This is a genomic window from Komagataeibacter oboediens, from assembly GCF_018491655.1.
Classification (GTDB): domain Bacteria; phylum Pseudomonadota; class Alphaproteobacteria; order Acetobacterales; family Acetobacteraceae; genus Komagataeibacter; species Komagataeibacter oboediens.
The window spans coordinates 82607-107278 of record NZ_JABLUU010000014.1; the positions used below are offsets into that span (position 1 = coordinate 82607).

Annotated in this window: 35 protein-coding genes; 5 read left to right on the forward strand and 30 right to left on the reverse strand. The window is 66.0% G+C overall.

Going from position 1 to position 24672, the window contains the following annotated elements:
• Positions 1-177: 177 nt before the first annotated feature.
• Positions 178-645 (reverse strand): hypothetical protein, encoded by a 468-nt coding sequence (locus HNO79_RS11870; RefSeq protein WP_214165523.1) that lies wholly within the window; start codon positions 643-645, stop codon positions 178-180.
• A 334-nt stretch (positions 646-979) separates the two neighbouring features.
• On the opposite strand from HNO79_RS11870, the gene HNO79_RS11875 reads away from it, so the two are divergent.
• A complete protein-coding gene (locus HNO79_RS11875) occupies positions 980-1141 on the forward strand; it encodes a hypothetical protein (RefSeq protein WP_010514423.1) in 162 nt (53 codons plus the stop codon).
• Positions 1142-1279: 138 nt separating this feature from the next.
• Here HNO79_RS11875 and HNO79_RS11880 read toward each other — a convergent pair whose 3' ends face one another.
• Both HNO79_RS11880 and HNO79_RS11885 read right to left on the reverse strand, forming a co-directional pair.
• Positions 1280-1588, reverse strand: a complete 309-nt coding sequence (locus HNO79_RS11880) for a hypothetical protein (protein WP_244987530.1) — start codon at positions 1586-1588, stop codon at positions 1280-1282.
• A gap of 56 nt (positions 1589-1644) precedes the next feature.
• Positions 1645-2049, reverse strand: a complete 405-nt coding sequence (locus tag HNO79_RS11885) for a hypothetical protein (protein ID WP_214165518.1) — start codon at positions 2047-2049, stop codon at positions 1645-1647.
• Between the two features lie 214 nt (positions 2050-2263).
• Between HNO79_RS11885 and HNO79_RS11890 the strand changes: the two genes are divergently transcribed.
• Complete coding sequence (locus HNO79_RS11890; protein ID WP_010514417.1) at positions 2264-2608, forward strand: DUF952 domain-containing protein; 345 nt, start codon at positions 2264-2266, stop codon at positions 2606-2608.
• A 17-nt stretch (positions 2609-2625) separates the two neighbouring features.
• Here the strand turns inward: HNO79_RS11890 and HNO79_RS11895 are convergent, their stop codons facing one another.
• The 20 genes from HNO79_RS11895 to HNO79_RS11990 form a co-directional block, all read right to left on the reverse strand.
• Positions 2626-3435 (reverse strand): MgtC/SapB family protein, encoded by an 810-nt coding sequence (locus HNO79_RS11895; RefSeq protein ID WP_214165522.1) that lies wholly within the window; start codon positions 3433-3435, stop codon positions 2626-2628.
• 77 nt (positions 3436-3512) lie between these two features.
• Positions 3513-3659, reverse strand: a complete 147-nt coding sequence (locus HNO79_RS11900) for a hypothetical protein (protein WP_010514415.1) — start codon at positions 3657-3659, stop codon at positions 3513-3515.
• Positions 3656-4243, reverse strand: a complete 588-nt coding sequence (locus HNO79_RS11905; RefSeq protein ID WP_214165519.1) for a hypothetical protein — start codon at positions 4241-4243, stop codon at positions 3656-3658. The genes HNO79_RS11900 and HNO79_RS11905 overlap by 4 nt, the downstream gene beginning before the upstream one ends.
• Positions 4244-4423: 180 nt before the next feature.
• The gene (locus HNO79_RS11910; RefSeq protein ID WP_214165520.1) at positions 4424-4768 is read right to left on the reverse strand and encodes a hypothetical protein; all 345 of its coding nucleotides are present in this window, start codon (positions 4766-4768) and stop codon (positions 4424-4426) included.
• A 1-nt stretch (position 4769) separates the two neighbouring features.
• Positions 4770-5249 carry a hypothetical protein gene (locus HNO79_RS11915; RefSeq protein ID WP_214165521.1) on the reverse strand — a complete coding sequence of 160 codons (480 nt, stop codon included), beginning with the start codon at positions 5247-5249 and terminating at the stop codon, positions 4770-4772.
• Entirely contained in the window at positions 5246-5674 is a 429-nt protein-coding gene (locus HNO79_RS11920) for a hypothetical protein (RefSeq protein WP_010514411.1), read from the reverse strand. The genes HNO79_RS11915 and HNO79_RS11920 overlap by 4 nt, the downstream gene beginning before the upstream one ends.
• A 61-nt stretch (positions 5675-5735) precedes the next feature.
• A complete protein-coding gene (locus HNO79_RS11925; RefSeq protein WP_214176809.1) occupies positions 5736-6266 on the reverse strand; it encodes a hypothetical protein in 531 nt (176 codons plus the stop codon).
• A gap of 17 nt (positions 6267-6283) precedes the next feature.
• Positions 6284-8206: a hypothetical protein gene (locus HNO79_RS11930; protein WP_214176810.1), complete on the reverse strand. Its 1923-nt coding sequence runs from the start codon at positions 8204-8206 to the stop codon at positions 6284-6286.
• The gene (locus HNO79_RS11935; protein ID WP_214165875.1) at positions 8206-8832 is read right to left on the reverse strand and encodes a hypothetical protein; all 627 of its coding nucleotides are present in this window, start codon (positions 8830-8832) and stop codon (positions 8206-8208) included. The genes HNO79_RS11930 and HNO79_RS11935 overlap by 1 nt, the downstream gene beginning before the upstream one ends.
• Positions 8825-9949 carry a baseplate J/gp47 family protein gene (locus tag HNO79_RS11940; protein ID WP_214165874.1) on the reverse strand — a complete coding sequence of 375 codons (1125 nt, stop codon included), beginning with the start codon at positions 9947-9949 and terminating at the stop codon, positions 8825-8827. Before HNO79_RS11940 ends, HNO79_RS11935 begins: the two co-directional genes overlap by 8 nt.
• 192 nt (positions 9950-10141) lie before the next feature.
• Positions 10142-10351 (reverse strand): hypothetical protein, encoded by a 210-nt coding sequence (locus HNO79_RS11945; protein ID WP_214165873.1) that lies wholly within the window; start codon positions 10349-10351, stop codon positions 10142-10144.
• Positions 10352-10495: 144 nt separating this feature from the next.
• A complete protein-coding gene (locus HNO79_RS11950; RefSeq protein WP_244987531.1) occupies positions 10496-11041 on the reverse strand; it encodes a hypothetical protein in 546 nt (181 codons plus the stop codon).
• Positions 10986-11663: a phage baseplate assembly protein V gene (locus HNO79_RS11955; protein ID WP_234448223.1), complete on the reverse strand. Its 678-nt coding sequence runs from the start codon at positions 11661-11663 to the stop codon at positions 10986-10988. Before HNO79_RS11955 ends, HNO79_RS11950 begins: the two co-directional genes overlap by 56 nt.
• Positions 11656-12810: a hypothetical protein gene (locus HNO79_RS11960; protein WP_214165872.1), complete on the reverse strand. Its 1155-nt coding sequence runs from the start codon at positions 12808-12810 to the stop codon at positions 11656-11658. Before HNO79_RS11960 ends, HNO79_RS11955 begins: the two co-directional genes overlap by 8 nt.
• Positions 12807-13016, reverse strand: coding sequence for a hypothetical protein (locus HNO79_RS11965; protein WP_214165871.1), 210 nt, complete (start codon positions 13014-13016; stop codon positions 12807-12809). The genes HNO79_RS11960 and HNO79_RS11965 overlap by 4 nt, the downstream gene beginning before the upstream one ends.
• 10 nt (positions 13017-13026) lie before the next feature.
• Positions 13027-13947, reverse strand: coding sequence for a hypothetical protein (locus tag HNO79_RS11970; RefSeq protein WP_214165870.1), 921 nt, complete (start codon positions 13945-13947; stop codon positions 13027-13029).
• Between the two features lie 341 nt (positions 13948-14288).
• On the reverse strand, positions 14289-15623 hold the full coding sequence (locus HNO79_RS11975; protein WP_214165869.1) for a hypothetical protein: 1335 nt from the start codon (positions 15621-15623) through the stop codon (positions 14289-14291).
• Positions 15616-15774: a hypothetical protein gene (locus tag HNO79_RS11980; RefSeq protein ID WP_214165868.1), complete on the reverse strand. Its 159-nt coding sequence runs from the start codon at positions 15772-15774 to the stop codon at positions 15616-15618. Before HNO79_RS11980 ends, HNO79_RS11975 begins: the two co-directional genes overlap by 8 nt.
• A 14-nt stretch (positions 15775-15788) precedes the next feature.
• Positions 15789-16100 carry a hypothetical protein gene (locus HNO79_RS11985; protein ID WP_214165867.1) on the reverse strand — a complete coding sequence of 104 codons (312 nt, stop codon included), beginning with the start codon at positions 16098-16100 and terminating at the stop codon, positions 15789-15791.
• Between the two features lie 131 nt (positions 16101-16231).
• A complete protein-coding gene (locus tag HNO79_RS11990; protein WP_048856787.1) occupies positions 16232-16663 on the reverse strand; it encodes a hypothetical protein in 432 nt (143 codons plus the stop codon).
• Between the two features lie 105 nt (positions 16664-16768).
• Between HNO79_RS11990 and HNO79_RS11995 the strand changes: the two genes are divergently transcribed.
• The gene (locus HNO79_RS11995) at positions 16769-16945 is read left to right on the forward strand and encodes a hypothetical protein (protein ID WP_200409282.1); all 177 of its coding nucleotides are present in this window, start codon (positions 16769-16771) and stop codon (positions 16943-16945) included.
• Between the two features lie 5 nt (positions 16946-16950).
• Here HNO79_RS11995 and HNO79_RS12000 read toward each other — a convergent pair whose 3' ends face one another.
• The 7 genes from HNO79_RS12000 to HNO79_RS12030 form a co-directional block, all read right to left on the reverse strand.
• On the reverse strand, positions 16951-18438 hold the full coding sequence (locus HNO79_RS12000) for a phage tail protein (protein WP_214165866.1): 1488 nt from the start codon (positions 18436-18438) through the stop codon (positions 16951-16953).
• Between the two features lie 198 nt (positions 18439-18636).
• The gene (locus HNO79_RS12005) at positions 18637-19506 is read right to left on the reverse strand and encodes a hypothetical protein (protein ID WP_214165865.1); all 870 of its coding nucleotides are present in this window, start codon (positions 19504-19506) and stop codon (positions 18637-18639) included.
• 223 nt (positions 19507-19729) lie between these two features.
• Positions 19730-19963: a hypothetical protein gene (locus HNO79_RS12010; RefSeq protein ID WP_214165864.1), complete on the reverse strand. Its 234-nt coding sequence runs from the start codon at positions 19961-19963 to the stop codon at positions 19730-19732.
• A gap of 160 nt (positions 19964-20123) precedes the next feature.
• Positions 20124-20774 (reverse strand): hypothetical protein, encoded by a 651-nt coding sequence (locus HNO79_RS12015; protein ID WP_214165863.1) that lies wholly within the window; start codon positions 20772-20774, stop codon positions 20124-20126.
• On the reverse strand, positions 20774-21289 hold the full coding sequence (locus tag HNO79_RS12020; RefSeq protein WP_048857262.1) for a hypothetical protein: 516 nt from the start codon (positions 21287-21289) through the stop codon (positions 20774-20776). Before HNO79_RS12020 ends, HNO79_RS12015 begins: the two co-directional genes overlap by 1 nt.
• 356 nt (positions 21290-21645) lie before the next feature.
• Positions 21646-21993: a hypothetical protein gene (locus HNO79_RS12025; protein ID WP_146221644.1), complete on the reverse strand. Its 348-nt coding sequence runs from the start codon at positions 21991-21993 to the stop codon at positions 21646-21648.
• The gene (locus HNO79_RS12030) at positions 21977-23329 is read right to left on the reverse strand and encodes a hypothetical protein (RefSeq protein ID WP_048857233.1); all 1353 of its coding nucleotides are present in this window, start codon (positions 23327-23329) and stop codon (positions 21977-21979) included. Before HNO79_RS12030 ends, HNO79_RS12025 begins: the two co-directional genes overlap by 17 nt.
• Before the next feature lie 125 nt (positions 23330-23454).
• Between HNO79_RS12030 and HNO79_RS12035 the strand changes: the two genes are divergently transcribed.
• A complete protein-coding gene (locus tag HNO79_RS12035; protein ID WP_214165862.1) occupies positions 23455-23847 on the forward strand; it encodes a hypothetical protein in 393 nt (130 codons plus the stop codon).
• 237 nt (positions 23848-24084) lie between these two features.
• A partial coding sequence (locus HNO79_RS12040; protein WP_214165861.1) for a hypothetical protein occupies positions 24085-24672 on the forward strand: 588 nt, incomplete at its 3' end.

Sequence of the window (24672 nt, forward strand, 5' to 3'; positions counted from 1 at the left end):
GGCGGCCCGCATCCATTCATGCACGAAAGGCGCACCCTGTCCCGCGCCGTCCCATATGATGGGGCGGGTGGGCAGGATACGCCTTTTTCATTGCGGCTACCCGCTCGGGCATGAATTCATGCCGCGACGAGCAGGCAGACGGGGATGGCCCGGCCGGACCGGTCCCCGCGCGCTGCGTTAGTTGGAACTGCTGCTGTCGCTGTCGTTGTGGCCACCATGGCCACGACCGCCCCAGCCGCCGCCGTTGCCACCGCCGTTATGACCTTCACCACGGCCTTCACCGCCGCGCTGTCCCCAGCCGCCACCGTTCTGGCCACCGCCATTCTGGCTGTCGCCGTTCTGGCCGCCATGGTTGCCCCAGCCACCGCCGTTACGACCTTCGCGGCCTTCGCCACCGCGCTGTCCCCAGCCGCCGCCGTTCTGGCCACCGTTATTCTGGCTGTCACCGTTCTGGCCGCCACGGTTGCCCCAGCCACCGCCGTTCTGGCCCTCGCGGCTTTCGCCACCACGCTGTCCCCATCCGCCGCCTTCGCCGCCACGGCCACCACGGTGCTCGCCACCCTGGTTCTGGTCGAAGGACTGTGCCTGCGCTGCAAGCGGAAGGGACGCGCCAAGGGCAAGCGCCAGCAGGATTGTACGTTTCATGATGTCTCCTATGGATTGACACCCAAGATATCGGGAAGCGAAGCGGCGATTGATAGGGCCAATATTGTTACAAACAGATTCGGCCTGTCTTACTTCGGACCCGTTTCCGGAAAGCATTCGCAGAACAGGAATAAGTTCCTGTCATTCGTGATATTTCGTGAATATTAGCCCAGAGACCGTCTTAATATCTTAACAGAACCATAACACATGTTCCCGTCGCCCCGAATTCGGCATGGTCGGACGGATTCACAGAATTATCACATTTACAGTCCGCTGTTTTTGTTACTCTGTTCCTGCCCGCGCTTGTGCTGGCTTTTTAAGAGGTTTCCGGATCATGAATACGCAAGCCGTTTCCCCCCAAAAAACCCGTAAAGAGCCGCATGAAGAATGGCGCGAAGCCCTGATCCATGCATGGAAGAACCGTCGCGGCTACGTCCGCACGCATGAAACATCGCCCATCCGCGCTGATGAGGGTTTCATGCCGGATGAAGCCTGAGTATACCGGATTATTGTAAATATTCAGCCCGATCAGGGGCATGATGCATTCTGTTACAAATAATTTATTGGTACAGGTCTTCTCATTTCTGGTTATCCTTCTATATGTATAGAGCAGGTTTTTAGAAACCGGTTAAAACTAAGGAAACGATATAGTATGAAAAAGTCCCTGATCCTGGCAGCCGTTCTTGGTCTGTCGCTCCCGGTTGTTGCTCATGCTGACGACAACAACGGTAACGACCAGAACCGTCATGGCGAACACCACGGCAAGCATCATGGCAAGCACCACAACGAAAACGGTGAAAACGGCCAGAATGGTGACCGTGAGCACGGCGATCGCGAACACGGTGAACATGGTGACCGTGAACATGGCGAACACGGTGAGCATGATCACGACGGTCAGCAGCAGTAATCTGCAGCTATCGTAGCGCGAAAAGGGGCGTCCCATGCCGGGACGCCCCTTTTTTCATGCCTGCTCCCCTGTCCCGCGCATGACGTGGTGGGTCAGAACAGGATCAGGTCAATGCCGATCCCCAGCACCAGCAGGCCCCATAGCGACAGCCCGATCGCCCGCCGCCGGATCAGGTTGGCAGACAGTAGCGTGACCAGCGGGTCCATCACCGGTTTTTCCCCCTGCGTGTCGGCCATGTACCGTTCGCGGTAGGGACCGCCATTTTCCTCCACCCCCACCGCGCGGATCAGGCCGAGGCGGAAACTGCGCAGTTCGGCTTCGGTATAGAATGTTTCACGATTGATGGAGATGGGCTTCGGCCCGCAGCGCAGCCATTTCATGATACGCAGGCGCAACGGCGCAATGCCAAGGTAGTGCGATGCCTCCTGTGGCGAAAAGATGTTGCGGCGTGGAAAATGCAGCACATCCGGGCTGGTGTTGTCGTTATGGGGGCGCATCGCAACGAAAAGCCTCTGTCTGGGGTCCGCGCGGCACGGCTTGCGGCGTCGGGCTGGCCCTAGGGTGCCGCGTCGGGGCGGCAAAGGCCACCCCATTTCAGCCCGTTCAGGTACTATTTTTTTTCCCTGTCGCCATTGCCGGGGGTTCCGGCGCGGTTGGCGGGGATGCGCCCCTGGCCTATGGTCACGCCATGCAGACGACAGGATACACCCCATGACCGACCGTATCGTTTACAAGATCATGACGCCCGACGAATACGATTCCTTCACCCGTACCGGCAGCCTTGCCGGATCCCCTGTCGACCTTGCCGACGGGTTCATCCACCTGTCCGCCGGCCCGCAGGTGGCCGACACGCTGGACCGGCATTTCAGTGGCCGGTCCGGGCTGGTGCTGGTGGCGGTGGACCTGTCGCTGCTGGACCCGGCGGTGGTGCGGTGGGAACCCTCTCGCGGGGGGCAGCTGTTTCCCCACCTGTATGCGCCCCTGCCCATTGGCGCGGTGGTGGCGACCGGCCCGGTGACGCGTACGGCCGACGGCGGGGTGGACCTGCCGGCCTGATACCGGCCCGTGGCGGGTCAGTCGGGGTCGTTATCGGCGTCTTCGGTTTCCACGCCAATCACGCCCTCGATATCCGATAACGCGGCGACCAGATGCGACAGCGGTCGCCTGCCCCGCACCTTTATGAACAGCGTGACCGTGGCATGGCCCGCAGCAGCATCCGCCGCCGGGGGTGCCGGGTCGGGATGACGATGGCGCAGGTCCTGCAATGCGTCACCAGCAGGCGGCGCGGGGGATTCGATGCGGACGCGGTGGATGGTAAAGCGCAGCTGGGTGCAGCGGATCAGGATGCTGCGCAGCAGCCCCTGCCCATCAGGATAGGATATGTACAGCCCTGCTGAGCGCGCCGCATGGTCGCGCGGGACAAGGTGCACAAGACGCGGAAACACCAGCATGATGATGAAGTGCCCGACCATGGTCGCCACCGCCAGCGCGATCAGCCCCGCCCCGCACGCCATGCCCAGCGCCGCCGTCAGCCATACCGACGCCGCCGTGGTCAGCCCGCGCACCACATCGCGGCGCATGAAGATCACGCCCCCGCCAATAAACCCGATGCCCGACACCACCTGGGCCGCGATGCGCGAGGGGTCCAGCACGACCCGGCCACTGTCCAGAATGTTGTTGAATCCGTATTTCGACACCAGCATGAACAGCGCCGCCGCGACCCCCACCAGTGTATAGGTGCGCAGCCCGGCGCTTTTCTGCCGGAATTCCCGTTCCAGCCCCACCAGCGCCGACAGCACGAACGCCAGTGCAAGCTCCCCCAGCTGCAGCCATCCCTCACCGGGGGCGGAATAGGCGAAATGTGGCAGGACCGTCATGCACATGACAACTGCCCGCCCCCCATGCCGGTTGCGTGGCGTGCGGGCCGGATCGCGCCACCGCATGCCGATCTGGTACCGCGTCAGTCAGGCGGCGGGGGGCCAAGCGTGTCGGTAATCTGCCGCCTGCGCCGCCCCTCCCGCCATGCAGCAATGCCGAAGGCCAGCACCTGCGAAAACGCAGCGCCGGTCAGGAACAGCCCCAGACCGGCAAGCGCGTGGACGTTCATCCCCGCATCGCCGCAAAGATGGCGATTTCGCCAATCGCCGCCGCCCCGCCCGGTGGCGACATGCCACGCAGGCGCGGGCCGGACATGTCCACCATCGCCTTCAGCAGGTCGATCAGCGTTTGCGCCGCACCGGCGGCCGTTCTTGCGTCGGACACCACGCTGCTGGTCAGGTTGGTGGCCGTGCCGGTAATGACGGAAATGATCAGCGTGTCCACCTTCCCGACATCGGTCAGGATGCTGTCGAACGCCGTCTTCACGCTGGCGCTGTCATAGGTGACGGACATGCTGGCGCCCGCGGCGGACTGGAACGCGGCCAGCGCTGCCCTGAGTGATGCAATGACCGCATTCGCCAGCGCCACGTTCGCCGCCCCCATGGCGGTGGAGACGAATGTCAGCCCGATTGCGGTGGTTGCGAATGACAGGACGGCATTGCCGTAATCCACCACGTCGGCCACGTTCAGGGTCACGGTGGTCACACTGCCCGAACGTGCGCGCGTGCATGCCGCCAGCAGGCCCGCGGCCAGCGCGGCGCAGCCTGTGCGCAGCACCATGCGGCGGGCGGGATCGGGGGACAGGTGGGCCATGGTCTTGCTCCATCTCGAAAAAAAAGCCGCCCGTGGGGCGGCTGGCAGAAAAAGCATGGAACCGGGCAATCATAACGGTTCCATTCATATAATTGCCACAAAGTCCCGTATGATCAGGCGTGCGGTCCCGGACAGCATCGGCCATCCACCTAGCATCGGGACCGCATCCCCCTTCTGTTTTCAGTCTGTCGCCGCCGGTTCCGGCGCGCCCCTGCGGTTGAGGACGGGAATACCCGCAGCCTGCACGGCCTGCCTGGCCGCGGGCTTGTCCGCCAGCGGCACCCGCACGCCCGACTGTCCCGGCTTGAAGTGGTTTTCCGCCCAGCCGATGTTCAGCCCGATGGTGGTCATGACCTGATAGGCCACGGCCCACCGGCTGCCCGCATGCGGCGGCGGCACCAGCGCGGTCAACGCCCCGCAGGCGATGATGAACAGGGCGACGTAGAAGGCATACTGCTCCGGCACCTCGGTCAGCAGCAGCGCGATGACGGCCCCGAGGCCGCCGAGTTTTGCGGTGGTGTTCATGTCATGCCTCAATGGCCTGCTGGAACAGGGCGATGTGACTGGCATCAATGTCCCCTGCCCCCAGCGATGTGTTGTAGATCCGCTTCCACGTATGGGCCTGCCCCGGCGCGTCATTGGCGGCTGGCAGAGGATCAGGCGACCGGTAGTATTTCAGCCGCGCCATCGCGCAGGCATATCGCCAGTTTGTGATAAGCTGGTCAGTGTGCGGTATGTCCCGCGCCAGCATGGCCTGCATGGTCGTTTTCAGGCTGCCCAGACGCGGATCAGGCAGAAACGTGATCCAGATGTCGTGTTCCGTGAAAGGCTCCATCTGCCACGGACCCAGCGCGGGGCCGTTCACCTGGCGCAGATAGACCAGACTGCTTTCGACAAGGGCAGTGCCTGTAAGCAGGTTGACCGCGGCATCCCCGCCGAGACCAATGGCGTTCAGGGTGGGGACGACGATTTCCGCCTTGAACTGCGGCAGGTTCAGGCCGGTCATGCTCCGTATCCAAATGCACGCTTGCAGAACGACCATGCCGCATCGCCAATCTGTCCCCAGCCCAGCAGGCCGGTGGCCAGCACGATGAAGGTCATGGTCACCCACGATGTCAGTTTCAGACCGCCCTCAATTCTGGACAGACGGCCGGATATTTCCGTGTCCCGTTCCGCTGCGTTATCAGCCATCGTGTCGACACGGCCCATCACTTCACGCCGGGTCTGGTCGGCATTTTCGGACACGGTGCGGGTCAGGTCGCGCCGCAAGTCGGAAAACTGCCGCGATAAGGTATTCAGGCCATCACGCAGATTGTCGTGACCGCCTTCCACCTTCGCCAGTCGCTCTCGCACCTGCGCCATTTCCTCTGCCGTGGCACATCGCACAGAAGCAGCCTGCCCGGCGGGAGGCGGGTTCATGTATTCGCTCATTCATTTTCTCATAAAAAAACCGCCTCGCGGGCGGTCGGGCAGGCGCGGATTGTGCAGGCGGTCAGGCCGTGGCGGCGGCAACCGCAACACTCAGGCTGGCCGGGTTGGTCAGGCCGCCGGTGTTCGTGGCGCTGATCGTGACCGTCCCTGCCGCCTTGGGCGTATAGGTCACGGTCCGGGCCGTGTTCGTGCAGCCGTTGAACGTCACGGTATCGGCCGAGAACGTCCCGCCTGCGTTTCCGTCGGACAGCGTGACCGTCGTATCCGTGCCCGGCCCGTCATTATCCGGTGTCAGGGTCAGCGTCAGGGCGGTTCCCGCCGTCGCCGTGGAGTTACCGGACAGCGTATATTCCGTGGACGGTGTATAGATGCTGCCCGGCGGGTATCTGCCGTCCGCATCCAGCGCATAGGCGAACCCGTCGGGTGCGGTTACGCCAGTCAGGCTGGCCATCTGCTGGGTTCCGACAACCGCGCCAACCGGGGACGAAACCTGTGCTGCCGGGACAAAAGGCGTCGCGCCCTGCGTATAGGCATAGCCCGGCTGGTACATGAAGGCAGCGGTGCGGTAGAGGATGTAGTTCTGCGTTGTCATGATAATTTCCCTTGGTGTTAGCCTGATACAGGGCCTTCAACGGTCACCCAGCCCCACCCGGCGGAATCAGCCAGTGCGCCACCTTGCCCCAGGGCGCGCGCCCATAGGCTCACGCCTGTTGCAGATATTACAGGCGCCCCATTTTGGGTGAGGACATTGGCCCATGCCGAATTGCCATCGAGATCGGCCCATTCCGCGGAGACGGTCGGAACGTCGGCGTACGCTGTAGGGAACGTGATCTGGATTGTGCCTGAAACCGTGGTCGAAGTTATCTTCAGGCACTGGCGCAGGATATTGCCCGTTTTTACCCACCAGCCGCCCGAAATATTGCCGTTGGCAGCTATCGTTCCGGTGCTGGTTGGGGCATATACATAGGCATCTGCAGTCGAACTGTCCTTAAGAATAATATTCCCGGAGCCGTCCGTGCTCATGTTGGAAATGGAGTTAAATCCAGCCCCCGGACGCGAGGGGATGATCCGGTACGAACCCGCCAGGGAACTGATAACGAAAGGCGCACCGGACGCATTATTGTGGCCCAGATAGGTAATGGGTGAATTGACACCGTCATTCGTGATGTTGGTGCCGACCTTTGATGCGATCTCGGTGGCGAAAGTGCTGTTCTGGTTTGCCTGGCTGGTCTGGAACGATGTCAGGTTGGCCTGAACGGTTGTCACATCCGTATAGGTGGCAAGGTATTCATCCCCGCCCGTATAGAAAAAATGCGGCCGTCCACTGCCAACGGACTGATACAGTTTCAGCCCCTGCGCATCCCCGGACGCAGCAGCGCCCGACACGCAGTTGCTTATGTCCGTGGACAGCGTGGCAGACAGCGCCGTCACGTCAGCGTAATAGGCCAGCGCACTATAAACGTCGGTGGCGCCGTTGTTGTAGACGAAGGTGGGGCGCCCGCTTCCACCTGCCTGATACAGCCCCTTGCCCTGCCTGTCCCCCGATGCGGTGCTGACACCATAAACGCCCGACACGCACTGGCTGATGTCGGCAGACAGCGTGGCGTTGGTATTGGTCTGGGTGGTCTGAAAGGACGACAGGTTGGCCTGTACCGATGCGACAGGAGCGAAGTCGGCCACTACGCCGGCAGAAATTGACCCCACATTGATCTGCAGCGCACCATCGCTGGCACGATAGACGAAATTGGAAACCGTGCTGAAGCCGGTCGCGCCGAACGTCTGCGACACAAGCAATGCCAGACCCGATGATGTGGCGGACGGGGCATAGACGACGGGCTGCTGCTGGACCTTGTCGTAATACAGGGCGCTGACCCTGCCATTGACCGCACCCGTATCGTCGGCAGCCGTGGGAACGCGACTGTCAACGCTGACCTGCAACTGCGGGATGGTATCGTAAAACGGCGCGCCACCGGCCTGCGTGATCATGGCTGCCGTGATGGCTGCCGCCCCGGCGGGCACGGTCACGGTCCATAGCGGATACGCGCCCGCTGGCACCGACGTGCCAATCCCGAGCTGCGCCACATCCTGCCGCACGGTGGGCGCGGTCTTTCCGCTGTTATCGGCACCGGCATAGGTCACGGACGGGTCGGCGGCGTTATAGAACGGCAGTACGGTATCATCCGCATCCACCGTGGCGGGCGTGACATACACGCTGTAGGTTGCCCCCGCCCCCGGCACGTCCAGCGTGACGGGATCGCGGCTGCCATACTGCCGCACCAGCGCGCTGGAAATGGCAGGCAACGTGCCATAGGCGGTTTTGTCCACCACGCCGGGGGCCAGCAGCGAACCGGGCGCGACCACCACTGCAAGCCCGCTGCCGCCCGGCATGCAGGCAAAGCCACTGGCCGAAACCGTGGCCCAGCCATAGGCCATGGCCGCAAGCTGGCCCAGACCGACATACGCATTGCGCTGGGCGTTCAACTGGTCACTGTCCAGCGGTATCTGTGCCGGATAAACGATCTGTCTGTCCATTATTCAGGGGTCTCCACGTCCTGAACCCATGCGATGGTGCCTGCGGGCATCACATCGGCAATGCGGTCCAGTGTCTGCGTTGCGGGCTGGCTGGTGTCGCCGGTTGGCAACTGTGCGAATAGCTGGAAGGGTGCGCCGCGTGACCCGTAGCGCAGGGCGGCGACGCCATACCCGTATCCGCCGCCAATGGCCGGGCTGGCCATGCTGGCAATCCCCTTGCAGTCGGCTGCGTTGCGCGGTTCGATCACGCGCCCGGCCTGCCCGACCTCATCGGCAATCACGTTCACCACATCGGGTCGCGTGCCCAATGAGGGGAACAGCGCTTCCTCGATCCGGGCGCGGAAGGCGTCGTCGCTCTCGCCCGGGTTGCGGGTCAGCATGGTGCCGAAAAAGTCGGCGGCGAACATGTCCAGAAACGCGCCACTCATGGTGGCAAGCCGGGTCTGGTCCGCCGTGCCTGACAGCATGGCCCATATCCATGTGAATACGCTGCCGAAACCCTGCAGCAGCGCATTCAGCACCGGGGCCTGTTCCGCCTCGCCCGCGGCGGGCGCGGATGGAAACCAGCCGGTCGGCAGCAGCCTGCGGATGCGCAGGGCGAAACCGTTCTGCGTTACGTCAGCCAAAGGACACCGTCCCCGCACGATAGGCCGTACCGGTCAGTGCCGGCAGGTCAACCGTGCCACCGGCCAGGGTCACGCCGGTCACGTTGGTGACGGACGTGCTGGCGGCATAGGCAATCTGGATCAGGCGCGAATAGCTGGCCGCATCCCCGATGGCGAGGCCGTTGAGGTAGGTGGCGATGCTGGTGCTGATCGTGGCCTGCACGGTGGCAAGGTCGCCCGTGCCGTTCACGCTGACGGTCATGGTCACGGGCGGGCGCACCACATTGGGGCGCACGACCTGAATGGACACGGCGGCCGGGCGCACGGCATCCACGGACGCATAGACTTCGTCAATCACGCTGTCGGACACGTCGCCCGATCCGTCATCGACAAACACCACCACGTTGCCGGGAAGTGTCGCGCCGGACGTATCGACATTCTCCACCACCTGATAGATCAGGTCGGCGGACACATCCGTCACCGCGTTTTCAATCGCGGATACCGTCGCCTTTGACCGGCTGTTGATATAGGACACGAACCGCGTGCGCAGGGCCGCATCCGTCTCCCCGTCGCTGCCATTGGTCAGGGCGGCGGCGTTCGTAACCGTATCGATGCCTGAAACCGCCGTGCCCAGCAGGCACACAGCGCCCGCCGCGACATTGCCGCCCGTCCCGGTCGTTGCGCACTGTACTGGGATGGTGACGCAGGCCGTGCCCGCAGGGCGGATATAGGCGCTGTCCGCCGCCGACCATGCCGTATTCGTGCTGTCCTCCACCACCGTATAGACGACATTCGACGCCGTCTTGACCGTGGTGCCCGCCGCAATGGTGGCGGACTGGCTGCCCGGCGTGAACGATGTGAACGTGACCATGCCGGTGGCCGCCGTTCCCGGCAGGCGCGACAGGCCGAAATCCGCAACGAAACTGTCAACGTCCGACCCGATGGACGTGGCCAGCCGCGTGCGCGACAGGATCTGCAGCGCGATGAACTGGAACCACAGCCCCAGCCCCGCCACGGCTTCCAGCATGGCGCGGCCTGCGGACCCCACGTTCAGGTCCAGCAGCGCGGGACACGCCCCCTGCGCCGCCGCCACCATGTTGCCCAGCGTGGTCTTGAAGGATTGGAAGGTGATGGCCACCCGGATTCTCCGTTCTGGTTGGGGAATGATCCCTGTGTTGTGGTGCGGCCTGCATGGGGCGGACTGCCCGCCACCCTGTCCCGCCCCTGGCCGGAAATAATGGCGACACCGCCTGCGCCCGCCGGGGATCGGCACAGGGTAATGGGCACCGGGCGGTGCAATGCCCCGATGTCACTTCCTGCGGCCATTCCGTCACCCGGCTCCTGCGTGCATCGTGGCCGGAATCATGTCGGGATCACCCGTGCGCTGCCATCTGGCGCGGCGCATGAGCGTTTCAGGCTGATGGGTATGAAGCGCCGGATGAATGTCCTGCCTGCCGCCCGGGTCGGCTACAGCGCTGGGGCTGCTGGCTGCAGCATGAAAGGGGATGGCGGGCTTTCCCGTGCCGGGTCGCGCCGTCATGCCTGTGGGCATGAAAGGGTAGGTAAAGGCGTGACCGGACCCGCATGGCCGGGACATGCAGGGGGACCCGGCGGGCAATGACCACGGCACGATGTCCGGCATGGATCACCTGCCCCGCCCACCGGCCCGATCACGTTTGGTCGGCTACGTGCCCAGCGTAAGTTCCTGCACCGTGCCGGTCGTGGCGTCGGTGTAGGATATGGCCAGCAGGTACGCCCCGACCCGGGGATTTGTGATGGTCACGGTAACGGGCTGCGACGGGTCAATGCCTGCCTCGCCCTGTGCCTGTTCCAATACAAGGGCGCGGATGCCGGCTTCATCCAAGACCGTGCCCACGCGCGCGGGCAGTCCGGCGCCATAATCCGGCTGCCAGATATAGGCCGCCGCATTGGTGCACAGCCTGCGCAGCAGCGCCTGACGGGTCTGTTCCGCACCCGTGACCACGGCAATTCCACCCGTAGCCGACAGGTCCAGGTCACCGCCCATGGTATGTGACAGCGCGCTCATGACATGACCGGCGGGTGCATGTGCCCCCATGCCGCGCCATGCCGTGGTCCGTGCCGGTGCATGGCGGCGGCTGGGTTCCGCGCGGTCACGCACCGGGGGTGGCCGGCGCGCGTGGTGACTGTTGTGTTCATTGCGGTGCTCCTGTCGTGCCGGGTGCGCTGGTGACCGGGTGGGTGTGTGCATGGCCGGAAATGCCTGCGGCCCTGACGTCCGTCTGCCCGGTTACGGTACCCTGCGCGGTGATGTCCCTGTCGGTCGTGATCGGGCCGCCGGTAACGGACAGGCCGTTGCCATCCAGCGTCATGGTGACCGCTCCCGCAATCCACGCCTTGCCGCTGCCGGTCAGCGTTTCGGTCGTGCCGCCTGCCCCGCTGTGAATTGCATCCGGGGTCAGGTGCCACCACGGCGCGTCCCGCGCTGCCTGCCCCGGTGTTGCGGCGCCATCTGCCGGGGGGGCGCCACAACCTGCCATGACCAGCATCTCGCCCGGCTGGGCCGGCTTGCCCGTGGCGGGGGATACGGGCGGCATGACCACGGCGTCATAGACCGGTACGGCCGCCACGCCATGTTCGGCGTCGCCTTCGACATGCACCACCAGCACGTGCGTGCCGATGTCGGGCACGCAGGCAATGCGCAGGCTGCCCACCTGCATGGCGGCGTAAGGTAGCCAGCCGGTTTCCACGCCCGATGGCTGGGCCACCACCCTGACCGCGTGGTTCACCGGGTCCACCGCGCTGACCAGCCCGAACCCCGGCTGCGCCAGCGTGCCGGTCATGCCGGCGGCGATCATGCGCGTGTCAGTCATCCGTTCCCCCGTCCTGTGTGATGGTGCGTGCGCGCAGGGTGACCTGCTGGGAAAAGCCGCCCTGCCATGAAAAGCTGCTGGTCACGGCATCCACATCCAGCGTGCCGTCCCATGTCGTGCCCGTGCCGGTCAGGCGCATGAAATCGCGCGGCGCCAGCGTGATCCGTCCGGGTATGGTGCCGGTTATGGTGCGGGCATGCGCCGTGATCTGGCTGTATTTCTGCCGTGCCAGGCGCCGCAGGTCATCCAGCCGCGCACCGGGCATGGCAAAGCTGTGCAGCGTGCCCGCGCTGTCGCCCGGCGTGGTCGCGCCGCCAGTTGCGGACCAGTAGTACTCGACGCGCGTGCGCTGGCGGCTGTCCCAGCTCATGACATGCACGATCACGCCGCGTCCCACCTGATAATCCCGGGCGAAATGCAGGCCGTACGCGCCCATGGCCACAGGGCTGTCCGGGCCGCTGTCGGTGTAGTCCAGCACGTGGGTATTGGCGGTGGTGGCGGTGGGGCATGGCGCGCAGACAATGGTGGTCCCATCGGCATACAGGTCGCACCCCGCCATGGTGGCCATGTAACGGGCCAGGTCAAAGGCGGTCTGGAACCGGCTGTGGGTGGTGGCGGACATGCGTTTGTGCTCCACCTGCCAGAACTGCCCCACCATGGCGTCGGTCATGGTGACATCGGGCACAAGCCCGGCAGCGGTGACCATGGCCCGGACCACATCGGCCCCGGTCATGTTCAGCCACCCCGCCCGCACCCGCATGTCCAGCAGTTTCGCAAGGTAGTCGCGACACTGCACCCGTACCGATGTCGCGGCGGGCAGCAGGCCCACATGGTCCACGATACCGCGAAATACCGTCACCCACTGCGCCCCGTCGCGCGCGGCGTCGCGCATCTGCACCGTAATGTCGATATCGGGCAGCGCGCCGCCCTGCGCGTCTGGCTGCAGGTCGAACCACAGCCCGCCTGACGGGATGCGCGTCCGGTCCACCGCCAGCGTCATGTCCAGCGTATCGGCGCGGCTGTAGCGCGTGCGGACCAGCGTGAATTCCTCCAGCCCGGTTTCCGCGCGCTCCGCCCCGTTCACCAGCACGCGCGCACGCGGCATGCGCCAGACGGGTGGTGCCGTGCCATTCAGGCCGCCGTTCATGACGTAACCCCCGGCACGCCACTGTCCTGTGATGCGTCAACCCCGGGCAGCAGCAGGCTGACGGGTGTCGTGAACCCGGACAGGTCGGGGTCGTCCATGCCGTTCAGCCGTGCGATGCGCCACCACTGCGTTGCGTCCCCCAGCCGGGCCGCCGCCACGTGATACAGGGAAATGTCGCTGGCCGTGACCTTGATCGTACTTGCCATTGTCTGGTTCCTACTGCGTCGTGACCAGCGGGCCGTCCTGCGTGCCGCCGGTGGCCGAAAGCGTGTTGGCATAGGCGCGGTTGACCAGCGCGCCGGATGTCAGCGCGCTGCCGTGCAGTTCCGCATTCTGGGTCAGGGTGGACAGGCTGCCGACACTGGTGAGGCTTATGGCGTCCAGGTTCGCGCCGGTCAGGCCCATGGCGGTGGTCAGCCCCGCGCCCGATGCCTCCAGCCCCGATATGACGCTGGCGGCGCTGCCCGGGGCGGCAGCAAGATTGACCCCCGCCCCCGACAGGCCGCCAACCATGCCAAGCTGGTCCTGCACCCCCGCGAACACCCCGCCCGCGCCGGTCATGTCGGCAATGGGCGTGACCTGTCCCATGACGGTCGAAAGCTGGCCGGTGATATTGCCCGCAATGGTCGCGACATCATCCAGCGCGCCGGTCAGGCCCGACAGGGCGGCCCCCGCATCATCACCCACCAGCGCCGACAGCCCTGACGTAACGCCGGATGCCGCGGCCACCTGCGGCGGCTGTTCCAGCACCAGCCGGTAGGGAATGACGATGCCCTTCTGCGTGTAGTCGTACGAATACTGCACGATGCGCACCAGCAGCGACAGCCCCGCCCCGGTAAAGGCCACGGGCTGGCCCGCAATGCGCATCTGCTTGAGCATCCATGCCCGTTCGATGGCTGTGGGCCCCACAAACGTGCCCGACAGTTCCAGCCGGTCGGGGTCGTTGCCCACCGCGTCGATAACCCGGTTGCCACCGGGCAGCCGGTGGACGGCAACCTGCTGGGTGCCGCCATCGCGGATCAGGTGCGGCACCTCCATGCCGGTCAGGGTCAGCCCGCCAATGGTCACGGGGGCCGACGCCCACAGCCGCCCGATCGAGCCGATCGCGGTCTGTGCGTTCATAAGGGTCAGGGACATCAGTGGCCTCCCCCGGCGCGCATGCCACCGCCCGCGGGCGGTGCGTGGGCGGAATGAAGAATATGAAACGGAAAATGGGGGAACGGGCCGTGGCGCGCGGTATCGCGCAGCCATGCCATCATTGCCCCTGTCTAACGCCAGATCATGCAGGCTGGAAGCATGCGGCGCGCATGGACCCGTGCCCGCCTGTCAGGCTGCGGCGGGAAATATCCCGAAAATACCCGGCACCCGCAGGGGTGTTTCTGGCGGGGCCTGTTTCAGAACACTTATGACAGGGATGCCGACCGGAAACGTTTTATCAGTGGCCTGCTCCAGACAACGTCCAGCCCCCCCCCCGGCGATCAGATCCCCACCGCCCGGCCCGGCATCTGTGGATACCGGATGACATCGGGCGCGGTGCCGGTGGCGCGCAGTTCGTGGCGGGCGGCTGCGGTGTCGATCCGGGCCATGGCCTGTCCCACCGCCTGGTGGTCCAGCGTGACGGGAATGGTGACCTGCACGACCGGCGGCCTGTCGCCACGCGGGACGGGCGGGATGCTGCCTGCCCGTTCCACCGGGGCGGGGTTGATGAAGGGCGGCCTGCCCCGCATGACCGCCCCCGGCGGCGGGACGCGCAACGGGGCAACGCCCCGCACCCGCGCGACATGCGGAATCAGGCCCGGCCTGCGGGGTCTGGCTGGCCCACCCGCAACGGGCACGGGCCCGCCCCGTATAACGCGGGCGACGGAAAGGCCGGGCATCGCCGCCCGGGGGATGGTGACGGTATGCCGGCCCGCAGGCTGCCGGTCGGGCAGCGCGCGCGCAAACCGGCCCGCCGCCCCATCGGGGCGCAGGAACCGGGCCGGGCGGCTCCCTGCCTGCCCTGTCCCCGGCACGGTGCCGGGAACGGGTTCCCGCGCCGTACGGATCAGCACCGGCGAAGGTTCGCGCGGATTACTGCCGTTTCGCGCGGCGATGGCCGACATCCGCGCGGTCATGGCCGGTGCCCGTGGAACAACACGGTGGACGACACGGGGCCTGCCGCGGGACAGGGCTGCCGACGTGCCCCTGGGCGCGCGACGGGTGTGGCGGACCCGTGCCGGGTCTGTCCTGCCACCCGCCGGGTGCGTGAATGGGGGAATGATGGCGGTGGCCTGACCGGTTCCCCGTCGCGCCGGGCCTGCACCGGGCGGAGCGGGATGGGGGACCGGTGCGGCAGGCTGCCCCTGCGGCACGCGCACAGACCCGGATACCGCGCGCCGCGACAGCGCCACGGCGGGCCGCATGCCCGCCCCGTCGGGGCGTTGCAGGCGCGGATACGCCCCCTTTCGTGCCCGACGGCGCATGGTTGCCGGTGGTGGAGGGCGGCAGTCCCGCCCATCCCGTATGGCAGCGGGCGTACCTGCCCCGCCGCGTCCGCCACCGGGGCGTACTGCCGCCGCCTGCACGGCAGGGAACGCACGCTTGCCCGATGATGACGGCAGGGGCATGCCGGCTGCCCCCTGCCGCGGCGTATCCCGCCCGGGGCGGCGACGGAAAAACGCCACGCTGCCCCACATGGCGCGGGCGCGGCCCACACGCCCGGCCACCGCCGCCATCCGTGCCAGCCTGCCCTGCTGCTGGCCCGTCCGCGGCAGGCGGCCCCGCCCCGGCAGCCGGGCCAGCAACCGCGCCGCGGCGCGGCAGGCATCAGCCATCGGGGTAATCCCATTGTTGCGTGGTCCAGTCATATCGCCCGCCCGCCAGTTCGCCAAAGGCGACAAGAAAGGCCATGCGCCGCACGCGCGGCATGGCCATGGCCACATCCCACGGCACCCCGTTCCCGACCAGGGCCGCGACCTCGATCAAGGCGGGGTGCCGGCTCAGTTTTTTGCGGTGGTGCTTTCCGCTGCCGCAATATCCGCCCCATCCGCGCCAAACAGCACGTCCGACAGGGCGGTGATGCCGGTATTGCCAATCTGGTTGGCCAGCTGTTCCAGTTGCACGCGGTTTTTGGGGCGCATGGCGGGCACGCCGTCAATCGCCTCCACGCTGCAGACCATCAGCGCATATTCCACCCATGCGGGTGACGGGCTGTCAGGCCCGAATTCCAGCAGCGCCAGTACATCCCCGGGCCCGCGCTCGCGGTAGGTGATGGTCCGGCCATCGCTGGTTTTTATGGTGTGTTCGCTCATGCCATGGCTCTCCGGCTGTCAGGAACGCTGCGCGGCGGTCCTGTGGATGTCGGACGGCTTCAGGAAGTGCCTTTGTGGAAAAAGGCGGCCCCTGAAGCCGGTTTCCTCAACGGGCTGTTTCTTGAAATCCGTCAGGAAATGCGGTTACGCGCCCGCGCGGTGAAGGTAATGGTCTGGTTGACCAGCGTTTCGGACTGGTAATGCCCCGCATCGGACAGCTGCAGCGACGCGCCCACGAATTCATACGTGCTGAGCGACCCGTCGCATTCCGTCACGTACTGGTAAATACTGCCCAGCACCACCGTGCCCGCCGACCAGAAGCCGCTTTCGATGGCGGCGAACAGGTCATCCGCCCCCGCGCCATCGCGCTGGAAGGTGAACTGCCCGCCCCAGCCGCCCGGCACGTCATAGAACATGGGCATGTCGTTCAGCGGGTTGGACGTCAGCTGGTGCGTGCGCTGCTGCGCGGTAAAGCCGGTTACGGTGGGCAGGTCCACGCGGCTGCCGTCATAGACCAGCACCACACGGCAGTCGCGACCGATATTGAAGGGTTTGGCGGACATGTGTCGCTCCATGAAAAAAGGGCCACCGCGCGTGTGGCCCATTATTGTCGTGTATGGGTGTCATGCGTTCTTTCATCTGGCGGGACGGGTCACGCCGGCGTGAACATGGTTTCTCACCCCGCATGGAGCACCCTGATGGGCACCACACCCGAAAAACCACCGACGAAAGACCTCGCCGCCATTGCCGCGCGTGGGCTGAGCCACCCGGAAAAGCTGACGCATGAGGAGATAAGGGAACTCTGCGGTCGCGTGCTGTCGGAAGAAAACCGTCGCGCGACGTAACGCCCTCAGGCGGCGGGTGTGCCGGTGCTGACCGTTACACTCGCCCCGCCCTGCAGGTTGACGACAAAGAAGCGGTTGATGCCCTGGTAACGCACCTGCACGTCCGCACGCACGTAGCCCAGCGCCGTGGCGGATTGCGGGTTGTTGGTCGTGTCGCACACCACCGCGTAATCCGTGGCGGCCCCCAGTACGCCGCTGCCCACCATGTTGGACAGCGTGCCCAGCAGCACGGCGCGAATGTCGCCAAACAGCGTGGGGCTGATCACCGCGCCCACGAACGTGCCCATGCCCGCATTGACGGTTTCGGCAATGTAGTTGGTCAGGCGGGTGTAGCTGTCATCATCCGTATCCGCATCGGAACTGGTGTTGATCCCGCCACGCACCGCCCAGTAGCTGCCGCCGGGGGCGGGATTGCAGATCACGTCGATCCCGGCACCGAACAGGGCCGAAAGCTCGGCCGTGGAATAGGTCGCGGCCTGCCCGCTGGACACCAGCCCCGCCTTCTGGCTGCCGATCACGCCTGACAGTTCCTTATTCAGGCCCGACTGCTCGGGCGACAGGCCGCCAAGGATACCGGCGGCAAAGGCCTGCGGGGACACCAGCATGCTGCCGTTGGTGTCGTCATCCCACCACAGCCAGTCACCGAACATCAGCTTGACGGCGTAGCTGTCCACGCCTGCCGCCGCCTTCTGCGCCGCTGCGTTGGCAATGGTGTCGCCCGCCGGGCCACAGGCGATCATGTACATCCCCTCACCCAGGCCAAAGGCTGCCTGCGTGGTCCATGACGTGCTGTCGCTGACACCATGCAGCAGCCCCAGCGCGCAGCCCTGCCCGCGCAGGGCGTACATGCCGGTCCGCGCCACGCCGTCCGTGCCGGTGAAGGCCGCCGTGCCCGGTGTCGCGCCATCGGTCCCGCCCGCCAGCGTGATCGTGCCCGCCGCCAGCGCCGGGACCGTGCTGGGCAGGGTCGCGCGCACCAGCGCCGTGCCGTCCGCCGCCATTGCCGCCGCCAGCGTGGACCACGTGGCGCCGCGATAGGTCCGGCTGCCCAGAACCGCGTGGGTAACGGTCAGGGTATAGCTGGTGGTGATGATCGTGTCCTGCGTCACGGTGGCGACAATGGCGTTGCCCGCGCTGCCGGTATGGATGGCGGTCAGGCTGATGCCATCCAGCGTGCCGGTGGCGGCGGCGTCCGTGCCATCGGTCACGCGCACGCAGCGGAAATCCGCCGCCCCCTGCAGCAGTGCGATGTTGACCGCCGTGCCGATATCGGTCGCCAGCGCCTGCTTGGGGCCAAAGGCGGACAGGCAGTCACCCATTGCCCCCACGATGACCGGCGTGCCCACCGGCCCCCATGCGGCGGTGCCGACCACGCCGATCCGTCCCGACGGCACGCCGTTCAGCGCCAGAGTCTGCGGGCGCTGGACCTGCACATACAGGTCGGGCACGGTCAGGCTGTTGGTGTTGAGCTGCCCGGACTGGTAAATGGTCATGTCTGTGTATTTCCCTGTTGCGCGGCATGGCCACGTGAAAAGACGGGGGATATGCGGCGGCGGGCCGGACGCGGGTGCGCCCCCGCCCCGCCGCCACGCGGAACGCCCGCCCGGCCGGTCCCGGCCCACATGGCCGGACCCCGGCAGGCGGGGCGTTGCGGAAGACCGGCACGGATGGCTTTATCCGTGCCGCGGCCGTCATGGCGCGGGCGTACCCACCAGCACGTCGCCCCGCACCACGTCGGGCCCGATCCCCGTGCCACCGGCCAGCATGGCCGGGACCACGCGGGTCAGGTCGGTGTCGTAGGTGACAAGGAAGCGCGCGGGACGGGAAAACACGCCGCGGTTCATGGCGGTGTCGTCATTGGTGGTGGCGCGGGCCTCGATCCGGAAGGTGGACCCGTTTTCATCCGTCAGCCAGTCGGTCAGCGCCAGCGCATCCGCAATGGCGCAGCCCAGCGCGTCACGCGCGGCAGGCGTTGCCGCCCATGCGGTGATGATGAATACCTGCTGCTGCCTGCGCGCGACACAGCGGGCGGCCAGCGTGCCGGCGTTGATGGCCTGCACCGTGGTCATGGCGGGCAGCGTGATGTCCGCCCCGCTGGCGACGGCACCGGGCAGGGCCGCGGCAATGACGGCGGCGATGGTGGCCGCCGTATCCCCCGCGGTCGCGACGTGCAGGCTGCATGCATCGCCCGCAACACCGGGCAGGCCGGTCACGCGCAGCCCCACCGTGCCACCGGGCGTGGCCCCCGCATCCACCGTTACGGTGGCGGTGTCGCCGCTGATCGCCATGTGCGCGGTGGCAGGCTGCGTGGTGTCCATGCGCCACGGGCGGCCCAGCGGTTCGTCCACCCGCACCCAGCTTTCGGCGCTGTCGGCAATGGTGATGAAGTCGCACCCCTGCTGCAATGTCCGCGCGGCATCGCCCAGGTCGGCCTGTGTCAGGTTGCCACGGCGGATGACCAGCGGCCGCCCGGTCGCGGCCGCCTGCGCCGTGCCATCGGGGCACAGGGCCGAAGCCAGGGCTGCCGCGATGGTGGTGGAGATGGTGGAAATGTCGGCCATGTCATATCGGCTCCTGCACCCCTGTGGCGTGGGGCAAGCTGGTGCGCATGGGGCGGCATGTGCCGCGCCATATTGCGCATTGGTCTGGTGGTGACGGACTGGTGGCCCGGTCCCGAAGGCCGTGTGGAACAACCCGTGACGCTTTATTCACGACGGTTCGGGACACGCCGTTTTCTGAAAAAAGGCGCCCGCCGGAAACGGTCATTTATCAAGCGGTTATGTGTCAGATGTCGGCTCCCGTTACCTGTCCGCCACCGCGCATATGCCGTGCAGTGGCGGTGATGCTGGCATCCCCGGCGGTCGCGACATGCAGGCCATGCGCATTGCCCGTGACACCGGGCTGGCCGGTCAGGCGCGGGCTACCGTCGCTGCCCCACCACGCGGCCGCCGGATGCCATGCGCGCTGGGCGGCTGCGCGGTGTCCATGCGCTCCGGACAGGGTGTGCGGCTGTCGCATGCTGGCTGGCTTATGGTCGGGGCGGCATGTCACGCCAGCGTCCGCCTGCCGGCGCCGTGGCAGGGTGTGACCCATGCCCCGTAACCATATTGGCGGGCAGGTCAGCATACAGATGCCTGTCCGCCCCGTTCGGGGGGAGTATGATCGGTATCGACCGCGGTCAGACCTGCTGCTGGCCCAGCAGGCAGCGTGTGCCCCATGGTCCCGCCCGCGCGCCGCCAATGGTGTAGCGCGGGCCGTTCGCATCGCGCGCCCACATGGCGGGCTGCACGCTAATGCCGGGAATGAGGGGCAGGAACATCTCGAACCCGCCCGCGTGGATCGTGCCGGGCTGCGCGGGACCGGGCACGCCCGCCCCGCCGCCCGCACGGATCATGGCGGGCCAGCCGCTGGCGCAGGCCACCTGCGTGGTGGCGTCCCCCGATGTACCATAGCCACCGGGGTCCGCCACATCCGTGGCCTGTGCCACGGTCGTGGTGATGTCCACCACCGCATTGCACAGCACGCACAGGGGCGGGCGGAAGGGTTCGGCGCGGGCGATGAAATATGTCTCCCCCGCGCAGGTCAGGATGTCGCCCGCCTGTACGTCCGTCGTATCCATCAGCGCATAGACGAAGGGCACGTCCCACAGGGCAGGTCCGGCAAAGCCGAAGGTCCGGTCGTTGCTGAACGCCGCCATGACCCGTGCATGGGCCGTGGCGCACGGGTCGGTGGCGGTGGCGGGGCGGTAATGTGTCGCGGGCGCCCCCACGCGGGCCGCCGCCCGGGCGAAACCGCGCGCGGCAAGGTGGCACAGGGCTGGCTGGTCCATCAGATCACGATCTCCCCCATGCCACGCAGGCCCGGCCCCGGCGGAATGCCAAGGAAATTGCACAGCTGCACCCGCCAGCGCGTGTACAGCGTGAAACGGTCCGTGACCTCGGTGCGGTTGCGTGTCCACACCGCCGCGCGGTCGGTGTCCAGGTTGGCGGTGGCGGCCATGATCGCGCCCTCCAGCATCTGGCACTGCATGATGAACGCCCGGGCCTGCGCGCATTCGGCGGGGGCAAGGTTGCGCAGCCGCCATTCGTTGAAGCCATACACCCGGAAAAACCGCCACGACTGCATGCCGCTGTCCTGACCGCCCATGGCGGGATAGCCCATGTAACGCCGCGCCTGCGCCAGTTCGTCATCCACCAGCGGCGTATCCGCGACCGTGGCGGCGGTGGGTGGCGCAGTGGGGACCGCGCCCGCCGGGGTAACGGCGGTGGATGGGCCCGGTCCCGCCGTGTCACTGGTATTCGTGGCGGACCCGCTGGCCGCCGTTGTCGTATCTGTATCGGTCATGCCTGATCCTGCCGCCTCCTGTGCATGAAGCGCCCCGTATGCCGGACTGCCACGGGGCCGTGGTGTAGGGCGCGGGCCTGTATGCATGCCTGCCGGCCCCGCCACCTACGCGCTGTCCCGGACGGGTAAAGGGGTCACACGATCGCAACGGGGCTGGCCCGGTATGGCAGGACGTGGCCGTGCGGATGTGCCGGTGTTGTCCAGGCGCACTGCATGTATCACCGGGGATATTGCCCCATTGTGCCGGATTGCCCTGCCGCAGCCGTACCTGCTGGCAACGGCTATCCGCATGCCTGCGTCACCGTTCAGGCTGGCATGCGGGGCATCGTTCCGTCCCCTGCGCCGTGGCATCGTCGTTACCGCGGTGGCGTGGGGCCGCTGTTCCGGTCGTGTCCTGTCGGGTGCGTACCTGTCGGTAATAACCGCCAGCATGTCTGTGTTACCGTCCGGGCCAGCATGTGGGAGCGTCGTTCCGCCCCCTGCACCGTGGTATCATCGTTCCCGAGGCGACGCCGCCCGCTGTATTCATGCGGGCGGCCCGTCCGGTCCAGTGGCTGGCGTCGCCCCTGCCATGCCGTGGGATGCGCGCCAGCATGCCAGATGCGGGGAACGGGGCGGACCGTGCCTGTCCTGCCCCTGCCCCGCATCGTACGGGCGGCGGGTGTGCCGCCGCCCGGCGGGGTCGTCTTATGCCCCTGCGCCAAGGCTTTCGATCACCACCCCGCGTTTGAGGTAGCTGTTGGTGGCGGTGGGAATGACCGAGGTATCGGCAGTCAGGTCGGTGGGCAGGGCGAAACCGCCGATCCACGACCACGACTGCGCGATGATCTGCGCCAGACGGTCCAGCGCGGGGCGGGTGATCATGCACACGCCGTCCACATCCGTCAGTTCGCCGCCATCCAGCAGCGGCGCGTAATGGGTGCCGATATTGGCGTAATCGCCTTCAATCAGCGCGCCCTGCCCGCAGATGATGGCGCGATGGATGTTGCCCGCGCCAAGCGATGCCTGCTGCGGGGCCTCGGTCGTGGGAATGAACCGCACGCCCAGCAGGTCGAAGATCTGGCCGGTCTGGTACGTGTCGGACCCGTACTGCCCGCGATACAGCAGCTTGAAATCCTCATCGCGGAACAGGCCCAGAAGCTGCGCATTGTCCAGATAGCAGTGGTACACCCCACCATCGGGCGTGGGCACGTTGTTGTCACGCAGCGTGGCCAGCGCGCCAAGGATCGACTGCACCGTCAGCAGGTCGCCCGCAGCCAGCGCCGCCGTGGTGGCGCGCGCGTTGGGCCGCAGCACCAGCGGCGCGGTCGCGGCCATGACCGCGTTGCCCGCCGTGCCGTCCGCCACCTTGACGGATGCCGAGAACGTCAGCGTGCCCGAAACCCCGTCCGGCGCGGTGGAGGTGCTGGTGGCATCCGCTGTCGTGCCCACAAGGGTGTACGACCCGGACCCGATGGTGACGGTCATGCCGGCCGATGCGCCAACGGACACCACCTGTCCTTCGTCAGACAGGATGTTCTGGAACCCGCGGATGTCGTCCACCGCAACCGTGCTGCCCGCAGCCCCCAGCGTGGTGGTGACGCGCGTATTGCCGCCAAGGTAGCCCCCCACCCCGTTCTGCGCCCCGCCAAACAGCGCGTTGCGCGCAAGGCGGTCCAGCGTCTGCCGCGCGTTGATGCCAAGGCGCGAGGCATTGGCCAGGAACTGGTTGGCGATGCCCACACCTTCCGTCACCTGGTTGAGGTCCATGGTGTTGCCGTACTGGTTTATGGTCAGGGTGTACTGTTCGACCGACCATTCGGCGGGCGTCATGCCGTTGTCGAAACTGGTGTTGGCGGCGGGGTTGAGCGGCGTGGTCGCGGGCGGCAGCAGGCCCGCACGGGTGTCGGTAATGGTCTGGCCGATGCGGGCGGGGAATTCCATCTGGTCCGCGATCGAGCGGAAGCCCAGCCGCGACTGCAGCGCGTCCTGAAACGCGCGCGACAGGAACCCCTGCTGGATGACCGGCTGCAGGGAGGCGGGGAAATTGGCGATGGCCATGAATTTCATTTCCTTGAAAAAACGAAAAAAGCCGCCATGCAGGACTGCGGTGGCGGCGGCAGGGGCGGCCATGGCGGGGTGCGCCATACAGGGGCCGGGTTGCACGGTTCAGGGGTGCGGCGCGCATGGCCGGTCATGGCCCCTTGCCGGTTCCGCGCGCCATGGCGGGACGCGGAACGGACAGGGGGCGTGTTCCCGCACTCTCCATTCAGGATGCGGGCGGGGTCCCGAAATCACAGGTGGGTATTTTCAATGGCGGGCGTCTGTCATGCCGGTCTGTCCTGACCAGATTCGCCAGCCTGTCGCCAATGGCATTGCAATGGCGGGCCGCGTCATCCGGCAGGCCGCTGCCCGGCCAACAGGCGGCACGCCGTCCCGTTCCGCGCCCACGAGGTGGCCGGTTTCCGCATCATGGACAGAGGTGGCACCATGCCAGCCCCGACCGGCGCGGGCCGGGCGTGTGGGATGTCAGATCAGGGTGGAAATCGGTTTTCCTCGCCCTGCGGGCATCGTGGTAGAAAACGCGCCATGCGGTGATAAAAGCCGGGTAATCAGGTCATGATGCCAGTGATGTTCTGAATTTTCAGATACATGACTGATAATGATTGTTAACCGTGTGGTATGGATAATTTCAAAACTGATAATGATTCCTAACTATGCCCGGTAAAAAGTTCCTTTTCCATATAGCATTTAATTAAAAAAAGGTGATAACGTGGAAATGCAAGCAGTAATGGCTACGGTGGAGAAATTTTAGCATGGCCGATACCACGACAAACGAAACGTACACCACAAACCTTCAGCCGGAAATGACAGGCGACGGCAACGTGTACTATTATGAGCAGTCTACTCAGGTCCTGCCCGTCACCGCGATCAACAGCCCGACGACAACCGACAGCAATGGGGACACGATCATTGCCCCTGATACGCAGGGTGATGTCAGTGTTGAAATCGAGGGCGTTGATGAGGCCAATGCCAGTGGCTACAACAGCTCCGGTTTTGGCACGTCGGATGCGTCCGTGTTCCCCTCCGGGCAGCAGACCGATACGCTGACAAGTAATGGCAATGGCCAGTTCACCGACACCGTGACGCAACAGGCAGAGGGTCAGGTTACCGATCAGTTCCAGCAGACGGTCGAGAGCACCGGATATTCGGATGCCAACGGGTCGCTGTATTTCATCCCGACGCAGACGGTCAGTGACGATGGTGATTCCGAAACCGTGGGCGACGAGTACGAATACTTCTCCAATGCACCCGTAGATGCGACGGTTGCCAATGGGGCAGGTCTGTCGTCAGTGGACGAGAACAACGGGCCGACGCTTACGCTGACAAATGGCACGGCTGCC